Origin of the sequence: Microcoleus sp. w2-18bC1 (assembly GCF_036700365.1) — a bacterium.
GTDB lineage: Bacteria > Cyanobacteriota > Cyanobacteriia > Cyanobacteriales > Microcoleaceae > Microcoleus.
Window position 1 is genome coordinate 37667 of the sequence record NZ_JAUBOS010000003.1, and the last position, 22517, is coordinate 60183.

Sequence of the window (22517 nt, forward strand, 5' to 3'; positions counted from 1 at the left end):
GGTCGATCGGGGATGCAAGAGAAATTTCTCTCTATCTTAGCCTCTGGCAACCTTGCCTTTTGTCGAGATTTGGCTAACATAACAATTCATGTTCACGGTTTTATCTCATAAGGAAATGCAAGCGCAATGAAAAATCAAAATTTACCTAGCTGGATGAAACAACTCACAGGTTTCGCAGGAATCATCGGCGCTAGCGCGCTAATCGGTTTCCCGGCTTGGGCTCACATCACCTCGAACACTAATGTTGCTAATGCAACTCAAACTCCACAAGTTGCAGGAAAGGTAAAAGCCGCTGCTTCACCGGCACCAACTGGCGTTTCACAAGCACCAACTTCCGCTGCTAAGGATATTGTTGCTATTGCATCTGGCGACGCTCAATTCAAGACGCTGACGAAGGCTTTGGGAGCAGCAGGTTTGGTGACAACTTTACAAGGAAAAGGCCCTTTCACTGTTTTTGCTCCGACAGACGCGGCATTTGCTGCTTTGCCAGAAGGAACTGTGGAGAATTTGCTCAAACCGGAAAACAAAGCCCTACTTACTAAGATTTTAACTTACCACGTTGTTCCTGGTTCGGTTGTATCTACTAGCCTGAAATCCGGCGATGTTAAAAGTGTCGAAGGCAGTTCGCTGAAGGTGGGAGTTAACGCAGGCAAAGTTACTGTCAGCGGTGCTAATGTTGTGAAAGCTGATATCAAAGCTAGCAACGGCGTTATTCACGTAATTGACAAGGTGTTGATGCCCCCTGATGCCAAGTAGGACTAGCGTTTTGTGCATCAATTGATGTCAGATTCGGTTAAATGAAGACGAAGTAAGGACACAACAATGTTGTGTCCTTATTTGTATGGCAGGCAATTCAGAATTAATATAGATAAAGCTTTAGCTAGCTGCAGGTACTTACAAAAATGGCTGCCAACCCTTACCCCGATGGCCAAAATCGAAGATTTCGGGATGGAGAATTTCTGCTAAAATTTCTAACGAATCAACCAATCTCGGCCCCGGCCGATTAAAGTAAGAATTGCCGTCAGTTATGTAAACGTTCCCCATTTTTACTGCTTCCAAATTAGGCCATTCTGCGTATTTAGTTATGTGTATTGCTTCGATGCGAGTGCGGTTCAAATCAAAACCACAAGGCATAAAAATAATTACATCGGGGTTAGCTCCTACTAGCGATTCCCATTTTAACCAAGGGGAATGTTCCCCGACAATTCCAAATAGCGAATTGCCTCCCGCCATTGCTACTAATTCGGGAATCCAGTTACCCGCAGCCATCAAAGGCTCAATCCACTCGATGCAAGCTACTTTGGGAAGTCTCTCTTTTGTAGTAAGAATAGATGATGCTTGTGTTTGAGAGGTAATAGCATTGATGCGGGATTGCAAAAGGTCGATCGCACTTTTGCCATTTACGCCCAAAGCATCAGCAACTCGCTGAATATCCGTCCAGATTTCTGCTAGCAGATTCGGCTGCAAAGAAATAATTTCCGGCTTGCTATTTACCAGCGTGTTTACCGCTTGTTCAACCTCTGCTAGAGAACAAGCGCAGACTTCACATTGAGCTTGAGTAATAATGTGAGTCGGCTGCAATTTTTCCAAAGTATCTATTTCTACTTTATACACGCTGAGGGCATTTTGCAACAATTCTGTCACGCGGTTGTGAATTTCGCTGCTAGTTCCTTCGGGATTGAATTTAGGCTGAGTGCAAACAGGTAAATTTTGGATTTCTGGGGGATAGTCGCATTCGTGGGAACGGCCCACGATTGCATCGGTTAATCCTAAAAGTGCTACAATTTCCGTGGCACTGGGAATTAAAGAAATTATTCTTGGTTGGTTCATTGGTTTTCTGTTTTTTACTGATTCTGAAGCACAGGCGGGACGCCCGTGCCACAATAAAAGGGATTGTTAAATTTTTAGTTTTTTTAAGTATTGCAAATCTTGCCATGCTTGAATGAGATTACCTTGCATCAGAGTGGCTACACCGTTTAAAACTCTAATCTCCGGTAGGTTAGAGTTGAGAGCTAGAGCAGGTTTTAAGGCTGTTTGAGCGGCTTTGGGATGCCAGCCGTACAGGTGTACGAAAGCGAGATAGGCGTAAGCGTAAGGGTTTTTTGAGTCGAGTTGAGTGACTTTTTCTAAGGCGGCGATCGCACTTGTGACATTCTGCTGCAATACCCGAGAAAATGCCAAAGCATAAGCCAATTCTAGATTATTTGGTTCCTGCTTCAACCGATATTCTAACGCTTGTTCCGCTTGCACGGTATAATCTTGAATTGGATCGTACTGATTGATGCGGCCAATCTGCTCGAACACGGGTTCTAAACCGGGCAATCCTTTTGGTAAATTAACCGCCATCGCCCGCAATTGAGTCACCAAATCTAACTCAGGCTTATCTGTATTCTTCTCGTTTCCAGGCTCTACCTGGGAACGCATATCCCGAGGCTCTGCCTCGATCTTAACACTCACTGCCGGCACATTAATCGGATAAGTTTCCCCGGTTTTGCGATTTAGATAAGTAGCTTGCAGATTGTAAGTTCCCGGTGCAATATTAGCAGGAGGAAGCATCGCCGTGCGATCGACAACTCGAAACCCCACAGCAAATTTATCCGCTTCCAGCATCCCCGGATGCAAAGTCGCCTGGGCGATCGCGCGATCGTGTAAAATCCTGAAAGTCTGTCCCGGTGGAATATCGCCCGACTGCTGATTTTGCCACGTTACCAACACTAAACCAGACTGCAACTGCTGCCAAGGCCCAGACCAAGTATAAGTAACCGGTAGCGCGAGTCCGGGAACTGCTTTTGCAGCGACAGTAACTCGATCTAATTGTACTTGCGATCGCGCTTCATTCAATGGCTGTATTTCGACAGGCTGCACTCGCTTGCGATAAAGATTTAAATTAGTATAATCTGGCAAAACCCAAGTTTTTTCTAACTGAAATTTATCGCCTTTTTCAATCGCGGTTACGGCTGCATTTTGAGCTTGTTTAATTTTTTCGCGGATCGAACCTTGCGGGCCACTTTTAGTTACGAACCAAGAGAGCGATCGCACATCTTGCGGCACGTCTTTTAAATTCGTTCCCACCTGCCGCCCATAAACCTGAAAATTCGCCAAAGCACCGTAAAAATTCAAATTATGCTGGTTAATTTCCGGGGTCGAAGGCAACACGCCTAAAGTAGACTGCAAATAAGGTTCCCTATCAATAATTTCGGCAATTATCTCTCGGTGCGGCCACTCTTTCCCCCAGTAAGGATAGTGAGAATTGCCGGGACTGATAATTTGAACTAAGCTATGTCCAAAAGCCCCTCCCAGCGGCCACATATGCAATAGCATTGCCAGAATTCCCAAGCCAATTGTACCCCAGCGAATTTCTCGTCCCCACCGAGAAGGCCACAGCGTTAAACAGTAGGCTAAGAAAATAGATAAAACTGGCAAATAAGGTATACCATATCGGTCGTCTTTGTTAATATTTAGAGAATTAATTAAATAAGCTCCTACCCAGAAAACAGCCAGCCAGCGACAGGAGTTGAGATAAAAGATGGACGAACTCTCTTGCCGACGACGCCAATAAAGTATCAATCCTACTAAGGGAATAAGTAACAGAGGCCAAGAAATGTGTTCTGGTAAGTGTTGACCGTAGTAAATCCAAGCGTCGATCGTATTGAGGGCCGGATCTCCTTCGGCGATCGCAGAATCCACTGTTGCCCGTTTTCCCCCGGTCAAAATTAACAGCCAATTAGTTTTTGCCCACGGCCCAAACACCGCCACCGACAGCAACAAACTACCTGCTAATTGAGCTAATCTTCCCCAAGCTTTTTGTCGCACAGCACCCACAGCTAACCAGACAATCGGGGTAAATAGAAATAATACGGTAGTGTGTTTAACTAATATTGATAAACCGAGAGAAATTCCAAAGGCGATTGCCCAAAAGAAAGACGACGGGGAGAGGGGGAGAGTGGGGTAGGGGGAGAATTTATACTTTTTCTTTGTTCGTTCTTCCAACTGAGTTCTATCCGTTACATCCGTTATAAAATCCGTTGCCGAACTTCCTTCTTCCTTCTTTCCTTCAGAAGCCTTCCACATGGTCAAACAATAGAAAGCCAAAGTAATCGCCGCAGTGAGGGGATAGTCGAGTAAAAATTGCAAGCGGAACCGATAAAGTCCCGGTAACAAAACGCAAATTGCAGCGGCCCACAAACCGACTTGCCTGTTAAATAATTGGACACCCAGACTGTAGACTGAAGCGAGGAGAATTGCACTAAATAATAGATGAACGAGGGTTGCCCGATCGCCCCCAGTACCGAAAACTTGAAGAAACGGCACCGTCAAGATGTATGCCAAGGGCGGAATTTTCGTCGAAAGCAGCCAGAAGTTTGTCCACCACTCCCCGGAAAGCCACTGAGGATGCTGCAACGCCTGCAAGTATTTCAGGGTGCTAGTCAGGTAATCTGCTTGATCCCACGCCGGGACAGATCGATCGAGGGCAAACCAGAGGCGATCGCTAATTGCCCCCAGCAGCCAAATTATGCCTAAGACAAGCAGACTCTTGCCCTCGCTGTCCCGATGTTGCTGTGCCATTGCGATTCTTGGATTTTAGGTTGCAGCTTTTAGCTTACAGGTGGGCGGTTCCGGGTGATCGAAAATTAATTTGAAAAAGTGCTTGCTAAATTCTGTATGTGTCTGCTAAGATAGTAAAGCGCGAAAAAACAAGCCGGGATAGCTCAGTTGGTAGAGCAGTGGACTGAAAATCCACGTGTCACGAGTTCAAGTCTCGTTCCTGGCATCGCAAAGCCCTCACAAAGTTGAGGGTTTTTTTTTAGGAAAAATGCGGGCAATTCAGCTAATCAAGATGTAGGTTTGCCGATGGCGGGGTGAAAGCCCCGCCGGAAACTCAGACAGAGCTGATATTTGACGGACTTGTGCTAAAAAAAGATAGGTCAGATCAATTCCGGTTGCACGAGCCAGATGATTGTTGACTGTTGACGGGCGGGTCGAAAAACTGAATGATGGTTGAGTGTTGAATGTTGACTCGATTTTACGCCCGACGATTAAGTGCGGATTTGATATCAGACAAAAATTACACTTGAGTATAGTTGTCAGATTAATAAGTCCAGTTTTGCTTGGTCTGCAAGCTATAGGTTCCATCTTTCACATTCACCCGCTCAGGAATCAGATCTAAATCTTTAAACATATTTGCCTGGTGCTGTAGGGCCGTGAGCGATTGGTCGTCGATCGGGATAATAGCGCGCTCGGCACTACGTCGCTGTAAAATTTCTACAATGGATGGATCTATTTCATGCTGTTCTGCCAATCGCACAGCAGCTTCTAATTCCTGTTTCTTAGCCCAAGCTCCAGCTTCGTTTACCTCTTCTAAAATCACCTTGAGCAAGTCGGGATAGTCGCGTACCAACTCTGGAATTGCGTAGTAATAGGTCGGAACTTCTAAAGAGGCTTTGTCACCAAAGATACTCTCTAAGTCTGCAATCGAGCGCCCTGGATAAGCACTTCGGACTTGAGTTGTCGTGTAGGGAACCCAAATCACCCAAGCATCCACCTCACCCGCGCGGAATAGGGGCAGCGCCTGTGGCTGGGTCAGATAAATTGGCTCAATGTCACTAAACTCTAATCCCACTTTTGCCAGTGCTCGCACCAGCACATAATGAGCGCTTGAGCCTTTGTCAAAAGCTATCTTTTTACCCTTCAGGTCGGCAACCGTCTGAATTGGCGAATCTTCTGGTACTAGAATCGCTTGACCTTTAGGAGCAGTATATTTTTCTTTAGCCACCCGCACAAACACATGATCTGCTGCTTGAGAGAAGATGCTGGCCGTACCACCGCCGCCGCAGAAATCGATCGTCCCATTGCTTAATGCTTCTATCAGAGCAGAAGCTGATAAGAAGCTTGTCCAAGTAACAATCAGCCCAAATGGTCGCAAACGGCTTTCGAGCAAACCTTGAGCACGCAGGACTTCCAGATTCGTCATACCCTCTGGATAACCGATTTTGAGTTGCTTGAGCCGCCGCGCTTGCTCAGCTAAGGGTGTATTGCCCGAATGAGCAGAACGATTAGAAAACCAGCGATCCAAAACGACACAGAAAAGTATGCCCCCCACAAACAGTCCCACCGTTTCCAGTAACCGGATTGTTGAGTCTTTAGACAATTTGACCTGATTTACCTGACTGATGACTAGAGGGGAGAGTACATTGCCAGAGGCTGGAGTGGCAACAGCATGACTGTCAAAAGCCAGACTCAAGACTAAAACCAAGACCAGGCCGATACAAAACAGACCTACAAACCGATAGGTGGCCGATATACGAGTGGCCGAACTGAGCGACCGTAAGATATTGTGACCTGTGCCTCTAGGCACACGGTCAATCAAACGGCTAATCATAATGACTCCTTTGATAAACACAGGTGATGGACATTCTGGGATGAGTTGAAGCTCCGGGCTCAATTCAAAGCACCGCTTGATACGGATAAACTACCAAATTTGCTCACTTGTTACACCCAATATGGGATACTCACATTATCATATCGAGATTATGGTGATTTTTCACGACGGTTGAGAAATCAGTAGTTTCGGCGATGGGATAGGTATTGAGTGAGAGACGGTAATGGATTGGTTAATTGCAACAATTAAGATTGGACTGGCTGTTGCTGTCGCAACAACGTTTGACGACAACATTTATCTGACGGCCTTCTTCAGTGAGGTTAATCGTACTTTTCGTCCTAAACACATTGTGGTGGGTGAGCTTATAGGGTTCACGGCATTAATCACGGTAAGTTTAGTTGGTTTCTTGCTGGGGCTAGCAATTCCGTCAACTTGGACGGGGTTACTGGGGATTTTGCCGATACTGATTGGCTTGAATAATTTACTCAACCTTAACAAGGATGATTCAGCCGAAGATAAGTCAGCTAATCTGAAAAGAAACTCTAAATTTCACGGATTTGATTCTCGGCAGCGATCGCTCTGGGAAATAATTCGCGATCCGCAAACTTATCGCGTTTCTGCGGTCACGATTTCTAATGGTGGTAACAATCTTGGCATCTATATTCCCCTATTTGCTAGTAGCAGTATTCAAAATCTGGCTGTGATCGTACCGATTTGCTATTTTATTGTTTGCTGCTGGCTGTTTATGTCCTATACTCTGACGCATCTACCTGGTATTGCTTTGGTTCTCAGCCGTTATGCGAGCAAGATTTTCCCTTTTGTGCTAATGTGGCTGGGTTTCCGAATTCTGATAGACAGCGAATCCTATCGTCTTTTTCTACCAAACACTTGACAGACAAAAACGATCGAAGCATGGAAAAAATCCATGACAACAGTACCATTCTCTACAATAAAGGAATAAAAAAGACTTTAACATAATAGATGAATACCAAAAAAAGCTAGACCGTAATCCCAAATTAGTGGTCTATCAATTTAATCTCCTTGCCATTCCCTATCTTGCAGTTACTTTTGAGAGAGTAGCGGCGTAGCTTCAATTGTTTGCCGGATTCCTATTGTGACTTCGCAGTTACTATGCAAGCAATCGATCGGGAGCAGTGGACTGAAAATCCACGTGTCACGACTTCAAGTCTCATTTATCGAACTCCATTTGCCTGAAAGTTTAGCTTACGAGATTGATGAATCTGTTCGACCTGAATATTTAAAGCTGTGGAGAAGCGTTCAACTCCGACGAGAATAGTTTTGAGAGTGAATTATTTAACTGTCTTATTTTTGAGTGAGGTACGACGCTAATTCTGGAATTTCACCGCCGCGCTGCCACTCGGCTTCCCCGCGCCGCACTTTGGTTCGGGCTGTGATTTCCTCAATCTCCCATAATTGCAATTTGGATAGTAGTAAGCATTGGGCCACAGTAAAGAAACAATCAGCCAAAAGCTAATGCTTAAGGCAAACCCTCTGGCGCACGATGTAGGATCGGGGAGGAATTTCGGCCAATTATTCATGGTTGGGATAATTTGACGGGATCTCATCAATATCGTCCCATCGCGCCGATCGTTCTGGGCCGTGCGATCGTCCATAAAAATTGCTCGACAGTGCCGGATGTGCCAAGTTGATTGAAACTTTTTAAAATAAACACTCGTACTCGTTATCCTGTTGAAGGGGCCCCGTGCTCTGTGGGCATCCTACAACTGCCTAAAGCGAAGCTATCCCGAACGCGCGTGCGGGCCCGTTGCGGTAGGGAATCGCTCCAGACAATCCCTTATCCCCTACAATAAACAAGCAATTATTATATTTTGAGTTATCCTGTGAGTCCTACTGCCGAAGTCAGCAATACCCTAAATGCGGGCGCTCTACCAACCGTTACCGCTACCGCAGCCCGCCGCGCTGTTTTTCCCTTCACTGCAATTGTTGGCCAGGAGGAGATGAAACTGGCGCTGCTGTTGAATGTCATCGATCCCAAAATTGGCGGGGTGATGATTATGGGCGATCGAGGTACTGGCAAATCTACCACAATCCGCGCCCTCACTGACTTGCTGCCGGAAATTGAGGTGGTGGCTGACGATCCTTTTAACAGTCATCCCACTGATCCAGATTTGATGAGTGATGAGGTGCGCGATCGCACTTTATCTCAAACTGACATTAAAATCGCCCGCAAAAAAGTCCAAATGGTAGACTTGCCTCTGGGCGCTACCGAAGACCGAGTTTGCGGTACGATCGACATCGAGAAAGCTTTGTCGGAAGGTGTTAAAGCTTTTGAACCCGGTCTTTTAGCTAAAGCTAACCGTGGCATTCTGTACGTGGATGAAGTCAATTTGCTCGACGATCATTTAGTCGATGTTTTGCTCGACTCGGCCGCCAGCGGTTGGAATACGGTTGAAAGAGAAGGCATTTCGATCCGCCACCCGGCTAAGTTTATTTTAATCGGTTCCGGAAATCCAGAAGAAGGAGAATTGCGGCCGCAGTTACTCGACAGATTCGGGATGCACGCAGAAATTCGGACTGTAAAAGACCCTAATTTAAGAGTGGAAATTGTCGAACAGCGATCGAGTTTTGACCAAAATCCGGCGGAGTTTCTCGCGAAATATCAGCGCGAACAAGATGATATGCAGCAGAAGTTGGTGGAAGCCCAGGAAAGGTTGAAATCGGTAACTATCGATCGAGAGTTGCGGGTAAAAATCTCCCAAGTTTGCGCGGAATTGGACGTAGACGGGCTGCGGGGCGATTTGGTGACGAATCGGGCTGCGAAAGCTTTCACGGCTTTGGAATGCCGCACAGAGGTGACTGTGGACGATATTCGCCGGGTGATGACTCTGTGTTTGCGGCACCGATTGCGGAAAGACCCGCTAGAATCAATAGATTCGGGGTATAAAGTGACTAAAGTGTTCGATCGGGTATTCGGTCTGGAATCAACTGAGGGGTAATTAGTAATTGGTAGTTGGTAATGGGTAATTGGTGGTGATGAAACCTTCCCAAATTTTCATACCTAATTCCCCATTTCCAATTACTAATTCGGGCAATGGAAAAACGAATCTTAGGATTAGATCCGGGCTTAGCAAATCTTGGCTACGGGGCAATTAGTTGTCAAATTGTCCCCGGCAAACAAGATAAAAACAGCGTTTCCATGATTGATTGTGGCGTCATACAAACAACGCCAAAACAGGAAATGGGACAGCGCTTGAAAACAATTTACGACGATTTGCACGAGGTAATTGAACAGATTAAACCTGATCTAGCAATTGCCGAAAAACTGTTCTTTTACAAGATGGGAAATACCATACTTGTAGCGCAAGCGCGGGGCGTTTTGACGCTAGTATTGGCGCAGTGTGGAGTGCCGCTGTTCGAGTTTACGCCGGCTCAAATTAAGCAAGCTTTGACCGGCCGGGGTAATGCAGATAAGTCCGAAGTGCAAGAGGCCGTGGCGCGGGAGTTAGAGTTAGGTTATATTCCGAAACCCGACGATGCGGCGGATGCTTTGGCGGTGGCTTTGACTGGTTGGTACGATGATGATATTTGTCCGAAGAAAATACAGTTGGAAACAGGAAAAATTTGATGCAATATCAAATCATCGGCAAATTAAGCACAAATCCGGGCAAGACATCTTCTCCCGATAAACTTACAGGAAATTGTACAATCTCTACTTCGCGAGAAGGGCGATAAATTTCTACTTTTTCGTCTAGAGGATTAATTAACCAACCCAAGCGTAAACCGCTGTTTAGATACTCCTGCATTTTCTCCTGAAGTGGCCACAGCGGGTCTGGGGGCGATCGCAATTCAATGGCAAAATCAGGACAAATTGGCGGAAATTTCTCTTGTTGTTCTGGTGTTAAAGCAGACCATCTTTCTAAGCTAACCCAAGCCACGTCTGGAGCTCGATAGCCATTATTAGGCAAGCGAAAAAGTGTAGAAGAACTAAACACTCTCCCTAGCTGGGTTTTACGGTTCCACAAGCCCAAATCTGTAATTAAATAGGCTTTTCGATTGCCGCTAACTCCGCCTGCGGGTGACATAATAATGATTTCTCCTTTAGGTGTCCGTTCAAATTGCCAATCTCGATTCATCTGGCATAAACGGTAAAACTGTTCATCGGTTAGTTCGACAGTATCTAAGTTTAAAGTAATGATTGTCATTTTTCCTAACTCTTTATAAATATGAGTCCTGCCAACCTATTTTAGCGCCGCATTTGGTCAATTTTAACATCACTCCTCCTAGCTCGGACTTAAGCTTTAATACGAGGGCTTAAGCCCCAGCCCGACTATTGCGAAGTGCAAAATATTATTTGAAAATGTAATTAAGTTCGATCGCCCAATTCCCACCTCCATCAAAAAATGCTATAATAGCAACTTTAATTGCTAAACTTATCCCGCCAACAGAGAACACAGGAAAATAATATGGTGATTATTACCTCACAACAAATTGCCCAATTTCGCTCGCAATTAGCGGAATATCCCGAAGCCCTAAAAGCCCTAGACGCAATCGAAGACTGCGAAGGTAACATCGAAGATGCAGCGATATCTCTAGCAATTCAAGCCGGGCAAGAACCGAATATCTCGGAAAATTGGTTAGACGGATTGGCCAAAAGATGCCGGGTTGCTATCTGCAAATCAGAGGTTAAAGAAGAGTTGAAAAACGGACAATTGAATGCTGCATTTAGAGATTTAGTGGCAGCAAAAATTTGCCCTGATATTTTGGTGACTTCCGTGATTATTTATGTATTTAAAACTGGGGTGAATGAGTTTTGTGAACCTCTCGAATATAAACTGTAAAGCCATCGCTGCATTTAAAAATTAGGTGAAACACAGCTATCCCGAAGGGTAGGGAATCGCCCTCATTTCTCAAAACATGATACAACGAGGCGATGGCAACTCTTCTCTACCCCTTTGCACTACTGTAGCCAGCCGGCCTCAAATCCGGCGACAAACCCAAAGATTTCCCCAGCAAACGAGCAAGTTGCACTAAAAAATTAGCAGTATCTTCGTCACCTTCGCGCGCCATTGAAGCCGATATCTGGATTAGCATTTGCACAAATCCCGCATCAATTAAATCGGAACAGGAACTTAAGACCTCTGGTTCTTGGCCGTTGGGACAGGTAAGCACTCGCTCGATTAAGTTCAAATAAGCCTCTTGACGTTCTGGATTCATTTTGGCAGGAGCTTTACAGTAAATAATTTATTATTACGTTTAACTCACTCCTGTCAATCAGGCGATCGAATAAGCGATCCCCGTTTTAACTCTAGAAACTCCATTCAGTCAGGAATAGACAGAAGCTTAAAGAAAATCTTAAGTTTCTCCATGCTAGTTTAGTCGAGGTAAGTTGTCCCAATGCGCCCCCGAGAATGCAAGCTAAGCTGCGCCAATAATAACCCTAAGATTCAAGGGAATTAAGAATATACAAAATGAAAATAGGAATATTTTTAGGAAATCTAGGAAACCCCGCCATCTACTATCCCAAACTTGCCCCAATTACCGGCGGAGTCGCGGCGAGTATTTTTCTTTGCCAATTATTGCAATGGCAATCACAACAGTCCAACTCCGGCGAATGGGTGAAAACTAACAACAGCGAAATTGAAAAAGCTACTGGTTTAAATCGCGAAGAACAAGAACTCGCGAGACGCCTGCTAAAAGTGCGATCGCTCCTGAAAGAAAAATTAACAAATCCCAACACGGACACCCTAGAACTCTGGGCGGACATTGACGCTTTCGAGGAAAAACTAAATAACTTTTGGTCACCGAATCCGCCAGATATTATAACACCGATAAGTTGCGAAAACAACAATCACCCTGTAGAAATTTTCCGCGAAACATCACACCCAAATCATGTAGTTAAAACCGACAAATATTTCGGGCAACCCCGCCAACAAATAGCTGTGGCTGTCACCCCTAATTACCGATTTAGCGGCCCTTGGAATTCCCAAGAAGAACTCCACAACTTTCAACGATCCTTAGAAGCCTATGCTCAAGAGCGCAACTTAGGATTTGGCAATCCTTCTGGATGGGCATTTAAAATTATTGACAGCATGACAAAAGGCTTAACCTCGACTTTTTGGGATGAATTTATCGCCGGAATTCCTTTAGGAGAAAGTCAGAAAGTTAAGCGAGATTGGGAAATCGAACCAGAAGTGCCTTATCCTGCTTTTGAAGAGGAGCGAATTCAGTATTACGTGCACAAAGGCGAACCGCTGGAAGCCGCAGTCTCTAAAGCCCGTGCTGATTTGAGAAACCCGGTTTTGGGCAAAGATTTGTGGGAGGGATTTTTGCGAAAGTGCGATCGCCTTGCCGATGATGCACTCAAAGCAAAACAGCAGGGCGTTGACACACCATATCTGCCATCTTCCTTCAACGAAAAACCGCAAATCACCAAGGATAGTGTAATGCGGAAGTTAGGGGCGATCGCGCCGCAATTAGCCCTCAATCAATCCACATCTGAAACAATTGCTGAACCGCCAAAACTCGAACAAAAAGAGCTGCCAACAGTCGCCGAAACCCCCAGTATTTCCTCTTTGCAAAAAGCTTACCAAACTCCTCTGGGTCGAAGTATAGTCGAAAAACAAATCGCTGCCAACCCAGAATGGGGGTACGAAATAGTTGACGGTGAAATAGTCGAATCAATCCCTTTTTAATGAGGCTGATATGAAACGAGTTAGCGAGATTAATCCGCTGGGAGAAGAGCGACCAAATCCTTCTGAGGAAGAGAGGGAAAAACTGCGGCGGGAAAGGTTGCAGCGAGAAAGAGATGAAGGATATCAAAAGTTAGTTGAACTCTGCAATTTAGGCGAATATGACATGGCCCAGCAGTTGGCAAATCGACATTTTAATTGGGGTTATGAAATAGTTGATGGAATTGTGGGGGAAAGGATAAATTAGGTTCGTGGACTACCGCAATGTCTATGTTATAATTATAACTAAAAATTCAATAACTATTAAAATATGACGACAACTATTAATGCCAAAAACCTAACATTAGCAGAAGTACACCGTCTGTTCAACTTTCAAAAGCAGTACACGAACTCATTTACCTCTCTGTTATCCCTTGAAGATATAACAGAACACGAACAGCAGGAACTTATACAAACTAGGGATGATTTCGATGACTACATTTCAACTGATCGAGTTTCTGAAGGACTGGTAAAAGCTCTGACTACCTTTCCCCTAATGCGATTGGCTGGCTTCTACCGCCGCCCGATTAAAATTAGTTTAGAACAAGACATCGCCGAAATTAGCATTGAAGATGAAGATACAATCATTAAAGGACGATTTGATATCTTGGCTGTCAACAAAATAAAACCCATCAGAAGCGATACATATTTTTGGGTTTTGGTGATTGAAAGTAAAAATTCTGGAATTAACGCATTGATGGGTTTATCCCAATTGCTAACCTATGCTTATCAAAATTTAAAATATCAAGACACAATCTGGGGTTTGACAACCAACGGAATGCACTATCAGTTCGTCAATATTCAGGGGGGCCACAACCCAACCTATCAGCTAATGCCTTTGCTAAACCTGATGGAGCCAGAATCGTCAGTTTTGTTGCTGCAAGTTTTAAAAGCTATTTGCAAACTATAAAAAAAGAGGCAGGGAGCATTCCCCGCCTCCAATCTGCAATGACTGTTAACCTAAAAGTTAGATTAGCCAGCCAATACTTTTTAGTAGCCTCTGGTGTTAGGCTTGTGGACGATGAAGCTGAGCACTTGGCATTGCTTCACGTTGTCAAAACCCATGACGCGGATGTAGCAGCTAGGATTTTCTTGACGGCAAGCTTGAACTTCAGCCATGATTTCTTGGACGCTGCGAGCACCAAACAAAGGCAACTTCCACAAAGTCCAGTAGCGCATTTCAGCAGCAGAGGTTTCGTTGAATTCTACGCCGGGAATGTAGCCTTGATCCAGGATGTACTGGAGTTGCTTGGCAATTTGCGCGTCTGTCAGCGGGGGCAAATAGGACAGAGTTTCGTAACGACGCTCTTTAGGTAAAGTCTTCATTTTTTGTATCTCTAAGGTGTGTGTTCGATCGCACTTGTCGATCGATTAACTCGACAAATTATCCAGATTCGGTTCAGAATCTATTGATGTTTCAGGATTACTGCTAGAAACAGACCAATTAAGTTGCGTAGTTCGCTCTAAATGCTGGCGTCTGTGTTCCATATTCGCCTGCTGAATGCCAGTACAAACCATTTCTGGCAAAAATTCCGTCACATCGTGAGCCAGATACTCTCGCACAGTCATGATCCGAAAGCCTAAATCTTGATTTTCCAAAAGCAACTCTTGAATATAAGCTTCTCCATCTTGGATCTTGCCCTTAGTGGAAAAGTCATTCAACCAGATTGCCAGAGGAGGATTGGTTTCGCTCAACTGAGCGACCACCATCCGCACGGATTGATAGGTTAGGTAACTTGCCAGCACCTTAGCGGTGTCTTTCGCAACTTGTTTGAGATCCATTTTGACCCCAGCCCCCTCAAATTTTAGATTTTGGATTTTAGATTTTGGATGCAAACTTACTTGTAAATCTTCTTCAAAGATAAAGACTCCACAGCAAGTTTGCTACCTAAAACCTAAAATCTCAAACCAAAAATTCTTAAAGGGTATCCATTGCCTCAAACTCAAACTTGATTTCTTTCCAGAGTTCGCAAGCAACAGCCAGTTCAGGAGACCATTTGCAAGCTTCGCGAATTACGTCGCCGCCTTCGCGCATCAAGTTGCGGCCTTCGTTACGAGCTTGGACGCAAGCTTCCAAAGCAACGCGGTTAGCAGTTGCACCAGGTGCGTTACCCCAAGGGTGGCCCAAGGTGCCGCCGCCGAACTGTAAGCAGGAGTCGTCGCCGAAGATTTCAACCAAGGCTGGCATGTGCCAGATGTGGATACCACCGGATGCAACTGGCATGACACCAGGCATGGAGGCCCAATCTTGGGTGAAGTAAATACCGCGGCTGCGGTCTTCTTCGATGTGGTCTTCGCGCATCAAGTCTACGAAGCCCATCGTGATGCCTTTTTCGCCTTCGAGTTTACCCACAACTGTACCGGAGTGCAGGTGGTCGCCGCCGGACATCCGCAAGCACTTGGCAAGCACGCGGAAGTGGATACCGTGGTTTTTCTGACGGTCGATAACTGCGTGCATGGCGCGGTGAATGTGCAGCAAAATACCGTTGCGGCGGCACCATTTAGCCAAGGTGGTGTTTGCAGTGAAACCACCGGTCAGGTAGTCGTGCATGATGATGGGGGTTTTGATTTCCTTAGCGAACTCAGCCCGCTCCATCATTTCTTCGCAGGTAGGGGCAGTTACGTTGAGGTAGTGACCCTTGACTTCGCCGGTTTCTGCTTGGGCTTTTTCAATAGCTTCTTGAACGAACAAGAAACGATCGCGCCAACGCATGAACGGTTGCGAGTTGATGTTTTCGTCGTCTTTGGTGAAGTCCAAACCGCCGCGCAGAACTTCGTAAACGGCACGGCCGTAGTTCTTAGCAGACAGACCCAATTTGGGCTTAATTGTACAACCCAGCAAAGGACGGCCGTACTTGTTCAACTTGTCCCGCTCAACGGTAATACCGTGAGGAGGGCCTTGGAAGGTTTTCAGGTAAGCAATGGGAATCCGCAAGTCTTCCAACCGCAGAGCACGCAGAGCTTTGAAACCGAACACGTTACCCACCAAAGAGGTCAGCAAGTTGGTGACTGAACCTTCTTCAAACAAATCCAAAGGATAGGCAATGAAGCAGATGTATTGGTTGTCTTCACCAGGAACTGGTTCGATGTCATAGCAGCGACCTTTGTAGCGGTCGAGGTCGGTCAGGAGGTCAGTCCAAACAGTCGTCCATGTACCTGTAGAAGATTCAGCAGCCACAGCAGCGCCTGCTTCTTCTGGGGGAACTCCCGGCTGCGGTGTGACGCGGAAGGCAGCCAAAATATCTGTATCTTTCGGCGTGTAGTCCGGCGTGTAATACGTTAGTTTATAGTCTTGAACTCCGGCTTTATACCCAGCCTTTGATTGAGTTTGGGTTTGCGCGTAAGCCATATCTCGCTTCCTAGTATTCGCTTAATTTTTTTGCCCGATCGCAGGCTGTTAAAAATATATCAACAAAGTGTCACTCTCCAATTTTAATATTCTTTTAATCATCATAAGTATTGTTTATTTTGCTTTACATTCCGAAAATATTTGTAACATATCTTATGAAATTCCCGTGGCGAAGGATGCAGGAGGAAAGGCTGGGGATCGCAGAGTGGGGGGGAATTTTGGGCGATCGAAATATATTGTGCAGCGAGCCGAACAGCGGATCAATACGGTTTATGTAAAGAATTTAATACTTAAAAATCAGAATTGGTAATCGGTAATCGGCAAGGGGGAAGTAGTTAGAAATACCTAAAGTTATGGTTGGGAGTTAAGATCGATCGCCCGATCTCAACTGTTATTCAGTATGTAGCAATCCAAAATCCAAAATCTCAAATCTCAAATCCCGTTAATCGGAGACCACCAACTCAAAAATCGACAGCATACCACATAATATGGACAGGGCTTGTGCAGCAAGAGCAAGCTCGTGTCTCAAACCAAATCCGTCGTTACAGCAATTTAACCTCGCTGAAAACCTGGTTTCTGCCTTAACTGCGCGTAAGTCTAGTATGGATATTTAGTCCCATTTTTACTCTGGTTGTGCCTCACCCCCCTTCAAAAGCCGTTCACTGCATCAATCCAGATTGCCCAAGGCCCTACCCTCAGACTTGGGGCAACAATTTTTGTCATAGTTGCGGGGCTCCCCTGCGGCTAAAAAATCGCTACGTGCCTCTACAAAGCCTGGGTTCCGGGGGTTTTGCAGCCATTTTCACAGTTTGGGACACAGAAACTGAAACCGAGCGCGTCCTGAAAGTGTTACTCGAAACTGCCCCGAAAGCGCTGAAATTGTTCGAGCAAGAAGCTTGGGTTTTGGCACTTTTGCGGCACCCTGGTGTCCCTAGAGTCGAGCCTGATGGTTATTTTCACGTTCAAACGCAAAATTTTGCAGGCGGGGAGGGAAATCCTGCGGCGAAGCGGCTGCCTTGTTTGGTAATGGAAAAGATTCACGGCAAAACTTTAGAAGAGGTTCTCGACGAGCACCCTCAAGGATGTCCGCAGGAATGGGTGTTTAGTTGGCTGAGTCAAGCTGTGGAAATTTTAGAGGAGTTGCACAGGTGTCAGATTATTCACCGCGACATTAAACCCTCAAATTTGATGCTGCGAGACCCGGAATCGCCCCAAGTTTTGCTAAGCAAGGGTTTGGGCGGACTGCAATTGGTGACGATCGACTTTGGGGGAGTTAAACAGATGGGCGGTGTCGAATCCGGCGGGAAAGATTCTCGGAGTTCGACGCGGTTGATTTCGCCCGGGTACAGTCCGCCGGAACAAATTGTGGGCGGCGGTGTCGTGCCGGCGACGGATTTTTATGCGCTGGGGCGGACTTGTATTCATTTGCTGACGGGGAAGTATCCGGCGGAAATTGAAGATCCGATGACGGGTGAGTTGCGGTGGCGCCACATTGTATCTGTGAGTCCGCCTTTGGCGAATTTGTTGGACGATATGGTGCGATCGAACGTGCGGGAACGTCCGGCGACGGCTGGGGATGTTCGGGCGCGTTTGCAGGAGATTTATGCTAGGAGTAAGGGCAAAATCGCGATCGCCCCTGCGGGTCAAGCTATTTTAGAATTCTGCCGGCAAGTAGTGGTGGCGGGGGCGCAAAAAACTGTCAGCCTGACTGGTGTTGTGTTCGGCGCGATCGCCCAAATCGTGGTAGCTTCTCTGGATACGGGCTGGGAAATGGTACTCGGTGGCGTTGGTGGAACTGCGGGGGCGATCGGCGGTTTGGTTTTGGGCTATGCTTCGCCTATAGGCCCGGAAATTGCCAGTTTTCTGAATCAAGGTTTGCAGCAATTAATTCCTAACATCACTTTCGCTGTGGGGCCGGAAGTGCTGCTGTTTGGGTTTGCCGGGTTCGGAACTGCGATCGGTTTGACGGATGCGGGGAGTTTTCGCCAGCAAAAACAGTATTGGCTGTCTGGATTGATGGGAGCTCAGGGCTATTTGTTGGCGGGTTTGTGCTGGATGGAAGCAACAGCTTCTAGTGGTGTGCAGGGGGTTATTTTGGGAGCTTTTGCGATCGCCTCTCTGACTGTGGGAATGGGTTTGCGGAGCCATCAATTAGTTCACGCTTTGGTAGTCGCTGTTTTTTCTACGGGAATGTTTCTGTTGCTGAATGCTTGGAACATTTTTCCGGGGAGTTTCTTTGGGATTTTGTCACTGTCTAACGTTACCTTCGGCTGGCTGCAAGTTTGGGGCTCTATTGTGTTTTTTGGTTTGTTGGGAAGTGCGATCGGGCTTTGTTTGGGAGTTAGTCATTATTTGGTTGTGCCTTTGTTAAGGTGGTTGGGCTGGAAGTAGGAATTAACACCAAATTACTATGCTAGTCGAGTTGTTATCAATGAAGTCTGTCTCAAGATTTTCAAGGGTTGGTGCTCTGGCGATCGCCCTTGTCCTCAGCAGTCCCAATCTCGCCAAAGCCGAATCGCGAGAACAAGCCGTCGATCGATTGACCGATTTCTTATTTTACAGGGTTAATCCTCAGTTAAACAATCGCAAACTCCATGCGGGCGATCGCGAATATAGCAATCAATGGCGGAGATTGCGCGAAGCGATCGATCCACGAGTCAAGTCGGTACAAGAAGTCTGTTTTAGGCCCGCCCCAGAAGAGACAGGATGGGAATTCACGACAATTAACGGCGAAACCTACGAGCAAACCTACGATTTACTTGCAGATACAATTTTTTATAGCCGCCATCCTCAACGAACCGGACAGCAAATTCCCAAAAGCGATCGGATCGGCATTAGTGAATGGTCAGCAATTAGACGCGAAATGTTTATTTCTAATTGTGGACTGTGAGATTCGATCGCCTTACAGCGCAGCATTGATCGAAGATAACTCCTAGAGTAGAGGTCATCTCTACACAACTCTGTAAAAAGAAAGGTTTTTAACCGATGAGTATGAAAAGTTGGATAGGCGATCGCCCTCTTATTACAACCAGAATTATTGCACCATTGATGGGACTAATCGCCATTGGATATACAAGTTTGGCGGATGCTGCCACACAACAACAAGTTCCCAGCATAAATAGTGCGAAAGTCGATACAGGAAGTCAAAAAAAATACATCAATAATTCCGACAAAAATTCAACAATTGTTGCTTTAAGTGAAAAGGTTCAAGTCAGCCTTGAAAATTCTGTAAATTCCACTCAAAAAATACCTCTTCAACAAGGTATGCCATACAAAGAGGCGCGTCAAATCCTGATTCAACAACGGTGGCAGCCAAGCTTACAGGGTCAACCTAACCTCAGAGATCGTTCGGTTAAAGAGCTATTTGATTTAGGATATAAAGAGATTAAGGATTGTTCGGGTACAGGAGAGGGGCCTTGTCGTTTTGAGTTTATCAATCAACAAGGAGAACTGCTAGTTATAGTCGCTACAACAAGAGGTTCTGAAAATACAAAACGTTTTGTGAGAAATTGGTGGATTGAGAAAAAGACAGATAGTAATCAACAAAAATCGTCATTAAACATAATTGAAGAAGGTCATTATTGGTTGGGAGGTACGGATCAGGGTTTAGAGGTCAAGGGAAAACTATATCGATATTATGACGAGTCTAATATCGAGCGACCGTGGCAACCTCTCTCTGAGTTACAATATATCAAAAAAGGCGTTGTGTTTGATGGTAAAAATTATTGGTGTTTATCTACGCTCGCACCTAAAACCGGAGGAGTTTCTTGTTCTGAAAATGGATGGAAATAGAAGATTTATTATCAGCTATATCTGGGATATTGATAATTTTTATTGGGTTTAATCTTGCTAACTAAATCACTTTCACTTAAGTCAAAATCGAAGTTTTTAGGGGTGTGTGCATTAGCTATAGCCCTTGTACTCGGTGGTTCCAATCTAGATAGTGCTACAGCGCGTGATTATGAATCACGCACTCAAGCTGTGGATAGGTTTACGGATTGGTTTTTTTATAGAGTGAATCCTCAATTAGGAGATCGCAAATTGCGATCTGACGATTCTTCTGCCTACATCCGCGAATGGAATGCTATTCGTAGTACCGTCGATCGAGAAATGATTACTACACAAGGAGATTGCGTCGGTGATGCTTTCTGGGACTTCGATTATCGTTCTCATTGGCGATCAATCGATCGCATTGCAGATACAATTTGGGCAATCCGCGATCCATCTGGTGACAAAACTCGTGCAGATATTTCTAAACAAGAATGGAAGAAGCTTCGTAACTCAATAAGTAGAGAGCATTTTTGCTATTAATTTGCCATATTTGTCAATCCAATTTAAAGAATAAATAACAACAGCGCTCTCAGTTACAAATATTGTTAAAATATAGAAGATGCACCCTGAATCGTATATAATTTAGTCGAAAGACAACGAAAACATTCTCTAGCAAAACAAAAGGATAAAAAAATGGGCAGAGTCACCGCAACAATAACCGTCACCAACGAAGTAGACAAGATGCTAGCAGAAAGAGGGTTCATCCCCGCAGAGCAAATACGCTGTATCACCATCGATAACGTCTTAGTTGATACAGGCGCAACTCGACTCTGCTTACCAGCAGATATTATCGCTCAGTTAGGTTTAACTTTAGTTGGTGAAATCCAAGGAAATACTGCAATAGGATCTAGACAATTTCGTCTGTTCAAAAATGTAGGTCTTGCCGTAGCTGGACGAGAAGGCAGGTATGATTGTGTAGAAATTCCCGCAGGAGAAGAACCTTTACTCGGCTTAAGTCCCCTCCAAGATTTGGGTTTAGAAGCGGATTTGAAAAATCAGCGGTTGATTGTTTTGCCAGCAGAGGGAAGCCAAAGTTATATTCGGGTATAAAATCCCGATAATTTTCGCCTCTTACTCTTAGTCTCTCTCTGCTCGGACTTAGTTGGAAAATAAGCGATTTCAAGCTCCGAATGATCGAGGAGTATGGAACCCGGATTTGATATGATTACTAATATCCAGAAATAATATTATATTATTGCACTAAAATGTCAGTCACTACTCATCAATTAATTCAGTGGAAACAACAAGGGCGGTCAATTGTTGCTCTGACAGCTTATGATTATGCGATCGCCCAACTCATCGATCAAGCAGGCGTAGATATCATCCTAGTCGGCGATTCCCTCGCCATGACAGTCTTAGGGTACGACACAACGCTACCCATAACCCTAGATGAGATGCTGCACCACGCTAAAGCAGTGCGCCGTGGAGTTAAACAAGGATTAATTGTGGTCGATTTGCCGTTTTTGACTTACCAAGAAAGTCCCCAGCAAGCCATGCACTCGGCGGGGAGAGTTTTGAAAGAAACCGGCGCTCAAGCTGTAAAATTGGAAGGTGGATATCCAGCAATGGCCGCCACAGTTTCGCAGCTAACATCTGCCGGAATTCCAGTGATGGGACACGTCGGTTTAACTCCGCAGTCGGTACACCAACTCGGCTACAAAAAACAAGGAAAAACGACCCAAGCAGCCGATCGCATCATAGCAGAGTCGATCGCCCTTCAAGAAGCAGGTGCCTTTGCGATCGTCTTAGAACACATTCCCGCAGACTTAGCCGCTCAAATCACCCAAAAATTAACTATTCCCACCATTGGTATCGGCGCCGGGCCACACTGCGACGGTCAAGTTTTAGTTACTTCCGATTTGTTGGGACTTTCCGAAAAACAGCCGCCTTTTGCGAAAGCTTACGCCAATTTGCGAGAAACAATTACCCAAGCTGTGAAAGATTATTCCCTTGAAGTTAGAGAAGGCAAATTTCCCGAATAGGTTCGTAGTGAGGGCTTGAACCCTTAAAAATGAGGACTAAAATCCTCACTACAAACCTAATTTACACTTTCGGCTGGCCCTCTTCCTCTTTATCCTTCTCAACAGCTTCATCCTCAGATTGACCAACCCCTTCCTTAAAACTCCGCAGCGTTTTGCCCAAGGCATTTCCTAACTCAGGAATCTTCTTGGGGCCGAAAATTAGTATGGCCACCACCGCAATAATGCCCATTTCGGGCAATCCCAGACCAAACATACAAAATCTCCTG

The 22517-nt window shown here is 45.4% G+C and carries 25 protein-coding genes and 1 tRNA gene; 16 read left to right on the forward strand and 10 right to left on the reverse strand.

Annotated features, from left to right (window positions below; genetic code table 11):
* Positions 1–126 precede the first annotated feature (126 nt).
* A complete protein-coding gene (locus QT979_RS03320) occupies positions 127–756 on the forward strand; it encodes a fasciclin domain-containing protein (RefSeq protein WP_333308142.1) in 630 nt (209 codons plus the stop codon).
* A 138-nt stretch (positions 757–894) separates the two neighbouring features.
* Here QT979_RS03320 and QT979_RS03325 read toward each other — a convergent pair whose 3' ends face one another.
* Together QT979_RS03325 and QT979_RS03330 are read right to left on the reverse strand one after the other, a co-directional pair.
* On the reverse strand, positions 895–1830 hold the full coding sequence (locus QT979_RS03325; RefSeq protein ID WP_333308144.1) for a cobalamin-binding protein: 936 nt from the start codon (positions 1828–1830) through the stop codon (positions 895–897).
* A 66-nt stretch (positions 1831–1896) separates the two neighbouring features.
* Entirely contained in the window at positions 1897–4566 is a 2670-nt protein-coding gene (locus QT979_RS03330) for a phospholipid carrier-dependent glycosyltransferase (protein ID WP_333308146.1), read from the reverse strand.
* 132 nt (positions 4567–4698) lie between these two features.
* Between QT979_RS03330 and QT979_RS03335 the strand changes: the two genes are divergently transcribed.
* Positions 4699–4771: transfer RNA gene (locus QT979_RS03335), tRNA-Phe, on the forward strand.
* A gap of 318 nt (positions 4772–5089) precedes the next feature.
* Here the strand turns inward: QT979_RS03335 and QT979_RS03340 are convergent.
* Positions 5090–6241, reverse strand: a complete 1152-nt coding sequence (locus QT979_RS03340) for an aliphatic sulfonate ABC transporter substrate-binding protein (RefSeq protein ID WP_333308148.1) — start codon at positions 6239–6241, stop codon at positions 5090–5092.
* A gap of 361 nt (positions 6242–6602) precedes the next feature.
* Here QT979_RS03340 and QT979_RS03345 point away from each other — a divergent pair, with 361 nt between their 5' ends.
* Both QT979_RS03345 and QT979_RS03350 read left to right on the forward strand, forming a co-directional pair.
* Entirely contained in the window at positions 6603–7271 is a 669-nt protein-coding gene (locus QT979_RS03345) for a cadmium resistance transporter (protein ID WP_333213537.1), read from the forward strand.
* Between the two features lie 279 nt (positions 7272–7550).
* Positions 7551–7676: a hypothetical protein gene (locus QT979_RS03350; protein ID WP_333308150.1), complete on the forward strand. Its 126-nt coding sequence runs from the start codon at positions 7551–7553 to the stop codon at positions 7674–7676.
* A gap of 49 nt (positions 7677–7725) precedes the next feature.
* On the opposite strand, the gene QT979_RS03355 is transcribed toward QT979_RS03350, so the two are convergent.
* The gene (locus tag QT979_RS03355; protein ID WP_333213536.1) at positions 7726–8013 is read right to left on the reverse strand and encodes a hypothetical protein; all 288 of its coding nucleotides are present in this window, start codon (positions 8011–8013) and stop codon (positions 7726–7728) included.
* Positions 8014–8241: 228 nt separating this feature from the next.
* On the opposite strand from QT979_RS03355, the gene bchI reads away from it, so the two are divergent.
* Together bchI and ruvC are read left to right on the forward strand one after the other, a co-directional pair.
* Positions 8242–9357 (forward strand): magnesium chelatase ATPase subunit I, encoded by a 1116-nt coding sequence (gene bchI, locus QT979_RS03360; RefSeq protein ID WP_333308152.1) that lies wholly within the window; start codon positions 8242–8244, stop codon positions 9355–9357.
* A 95-nt stretch (positions 9358–9452) separates the two neighbouring features.
* Positions 9453–9986, forward strand: coding sequence for a crossover junction endodeoxyribonuclease RuvC (gene ruvC / locus QT979_RS03365; protein WP_333308154.1), 534 nt, complete (start codon positions 9453–9455; stop codon positions 9984–9986).
* A gap of 7 nt (positions 9987–9993) precedes the next feature.
* Here ruvC and QT979_RS03370 read toward each other — a convergent pair whose 3' ends face one another.
* Positions 9994–10563: a Uma2 family endonuclease gene (locus tag QT979_RS03370; RefSeq protein WP_333308156.1), complete on the reverse strand. Its 570-nt coding sequence runs from the start codon at positions 10561–10563 to the stop codon at positions 9994–9996.
* Between the two features lie 261 nt (positions 10564–10824).
* Between QT979_RS03370 and QT979_RS03375 the strand changes: the two genes are divergently transcribed.
* Complete coding sequence (locus tag QT979_RS03375) at positions 10825–11199, forward strand: hypothetical protein (RefSeq protein WP_333213532.1); 375 nt, start codon at positions 10825–10827, stop codon at positions 11197–11199.
* A gap of 106 nt (positions 11200–11305) precedes the next feature.
* On the opposite strand, the gene QT979_RS03380 is transcribed toward QT979_RS03375, so the two are convergent.
* Entirely contained in the window at positions 11306–11575 is a 270-nt protein-coding gene (locus tag QT979_RS03380; RefSeq protein ID WP_190660572.1) for a hypothetical protein, read from the reverse strand.
* A gap of 254 nt (positions 11576–11829) precedes the next feature.
* Here QT979_RS03380 and QT979_RS03385 point away from each other — a divergent pair, with 254 nt between their 5' ends.
* From QT979_RS03385 to QT979_RS03395, 3 genes are all read left to right on the forward strand, one after another.
* Positions 11830–13053, forward strand: a complete 1224-nt coding sequence (locus tag QT979_RS03385; protein ID WP_333213531.1) for a hypothetical protein — start codon at positions 11830–11832, stop codon at positions 13051–13053.
* Positions 13054–13063: 10 nt separating this feature from the next.
* Entirely contained in the window at positions 13064–13297 is a 234-nt protein-coding gene (locus QT979_RS03390; RefSeq protein ID WP_333213530.1) for a hypothetical protein, read from the forward strand.
* Between the two features lie 63 nt (positions 13298–13360).
* Entirely contained in the window at positions 13361–13999 is a 639-nt protein-coding gene (locus tag QT979_RS03395) for a restriction endonuclease subunit R (protein WP_333308159.1), read from the forward strand.
* An 80-nt stretch (positions 14000–14079) separates the two neighbouring features.
* Here QT979_RS03395 and QT979_RS03400 read toward each other — a convergent pair whose 3' ends face one another.
* The 3 genes from QT979_RS03400 to QT979_RS03410 form a co-directional block, all read right to left on the reverse strand.
* Positions 14080–14415 (reverse strand): ribulose bisphosphate carboxylase small subunit, encoded by a 336-nt coding sequence (locus QT979_RS03400; protein WP_190745620.1) that lies wholly within the window; start codon positions 14413–14415, stop codon positions 14080–14082.
* Between the two features lie 45 nt (positions 14416–14460).
* The gene (gene rcbX, locus QT979_RS03405; protein ID WP_333054738.1) at positions 14461–14871 is read right to left on the reverse strand and encodes a RuBisCO chaperone RbcX; all 411 of its coding nucleotides are present in this window, start codon (positions 14869–14871) and stop codon (positions 14461–14463) included.
* A gap of 136 nt (positions 14872–15007) precedes the next feature.
* A complete protein-coding gene (locus tag QT979_RS03410) occupies positions 15008–16438 on the reverse strand; it encodes a form I ribulose bisphosphate carboxylase large subunit (protein ID WP_333045238.1) in 1431 nt (476 codons plus the stop codon).
* A 633-nt stretch (positions 16439–17071) separates the two neighbouring features.
* Here QT979_RS03410 and QT979_RS03415 point away from each other — a divergent pair.
* The 6 genes from QT979_RS03415 to panB all read left to right on the forward strand — a co-directional run bounded on the left by QT979_RS03415 (position 17072) and on the right by panB (position 22251).
* Positions 17072–18829: a serine/threonine-protein kinase gene (locus tag QT979_RS03415; protein ID WP_333213527.1), complete on the forward strand. Its 1758-nt coding sequence runs from the start codon at positions 17072–17074 to the stop codon at positions 18827–18829.
* Between the two features lie 40 nt (positions 18830–18869).
* Entirely contained in the window at positions 18870–19328 is a 459-nt protein-coding gene (locus QT979_RS03420; RefSeq protein WP_333308161.1) for a hypothetical protein, read from the forward strand.
* Positions 19329–19429: 101 nt separating this feature from the next.
* Positions 19430–20230 (forward strand): hypothetical protein, encoded by an 801-nt coding sequence (locus tag QT979_RS03425; RefSeq protein WP_333308163.1) that lies wholly within the window; start codon positions 19430–19432, stop codon positions 20228–20230.
* A 102-nt stretch (positions 20231–20332) separates the two neighbouring features.
* Positions 20333–20749, forward strand: coding sequence for a hypothetical protein (locus tag QT979_RS03430; RefSeq protein WP_333308164.1), 417 nt, complete (start codon positions 20333–20335; stop codon positions 20747–20749).
* Positions 20750–20902: 153 nt separating this feature from the next.
* Entirely contained in the window at positions 20903–21319 is a 417-nt protein-coding gene (locus QT979_RS03435; RefSeq protein ID WP_333213523.1) for a retroviral-like aspartic protease family protein, read from the forward strand.
* Between the two features lie 155 nt (positions 21320–21474).
* Positions 21475–22251 (forward strand): 3-methyl-2-oxobutanoate hydroxymethyltransferase, encoded by a 777-nt coding sequence (gene panB, locus QT979_RS03440; RefSeq protein WP_333213522.1) that lies wholly within the window; start codon positions 21475–21477, stop codon positions 22249–22251.
* Positions 22252–22312: 61 nt separating this feature from the next.
* Here the strand turns inward: panB and tatA are convergent, their stop codons facing one another.
* On the reverse strand, positions 22313–22504 hold the full coding sequence (gene tatA / locus QT979_RS03445; RefSeq protein ID WP_006632937.1) for a twin-arginine translocase TatA/TatE family subunit: 192 nt from the start codon (positions 22502–22504) through the stop codon (positions 22313–22315).
* Positions 22505–22517 lie beyond the last annotated feature (13 nt).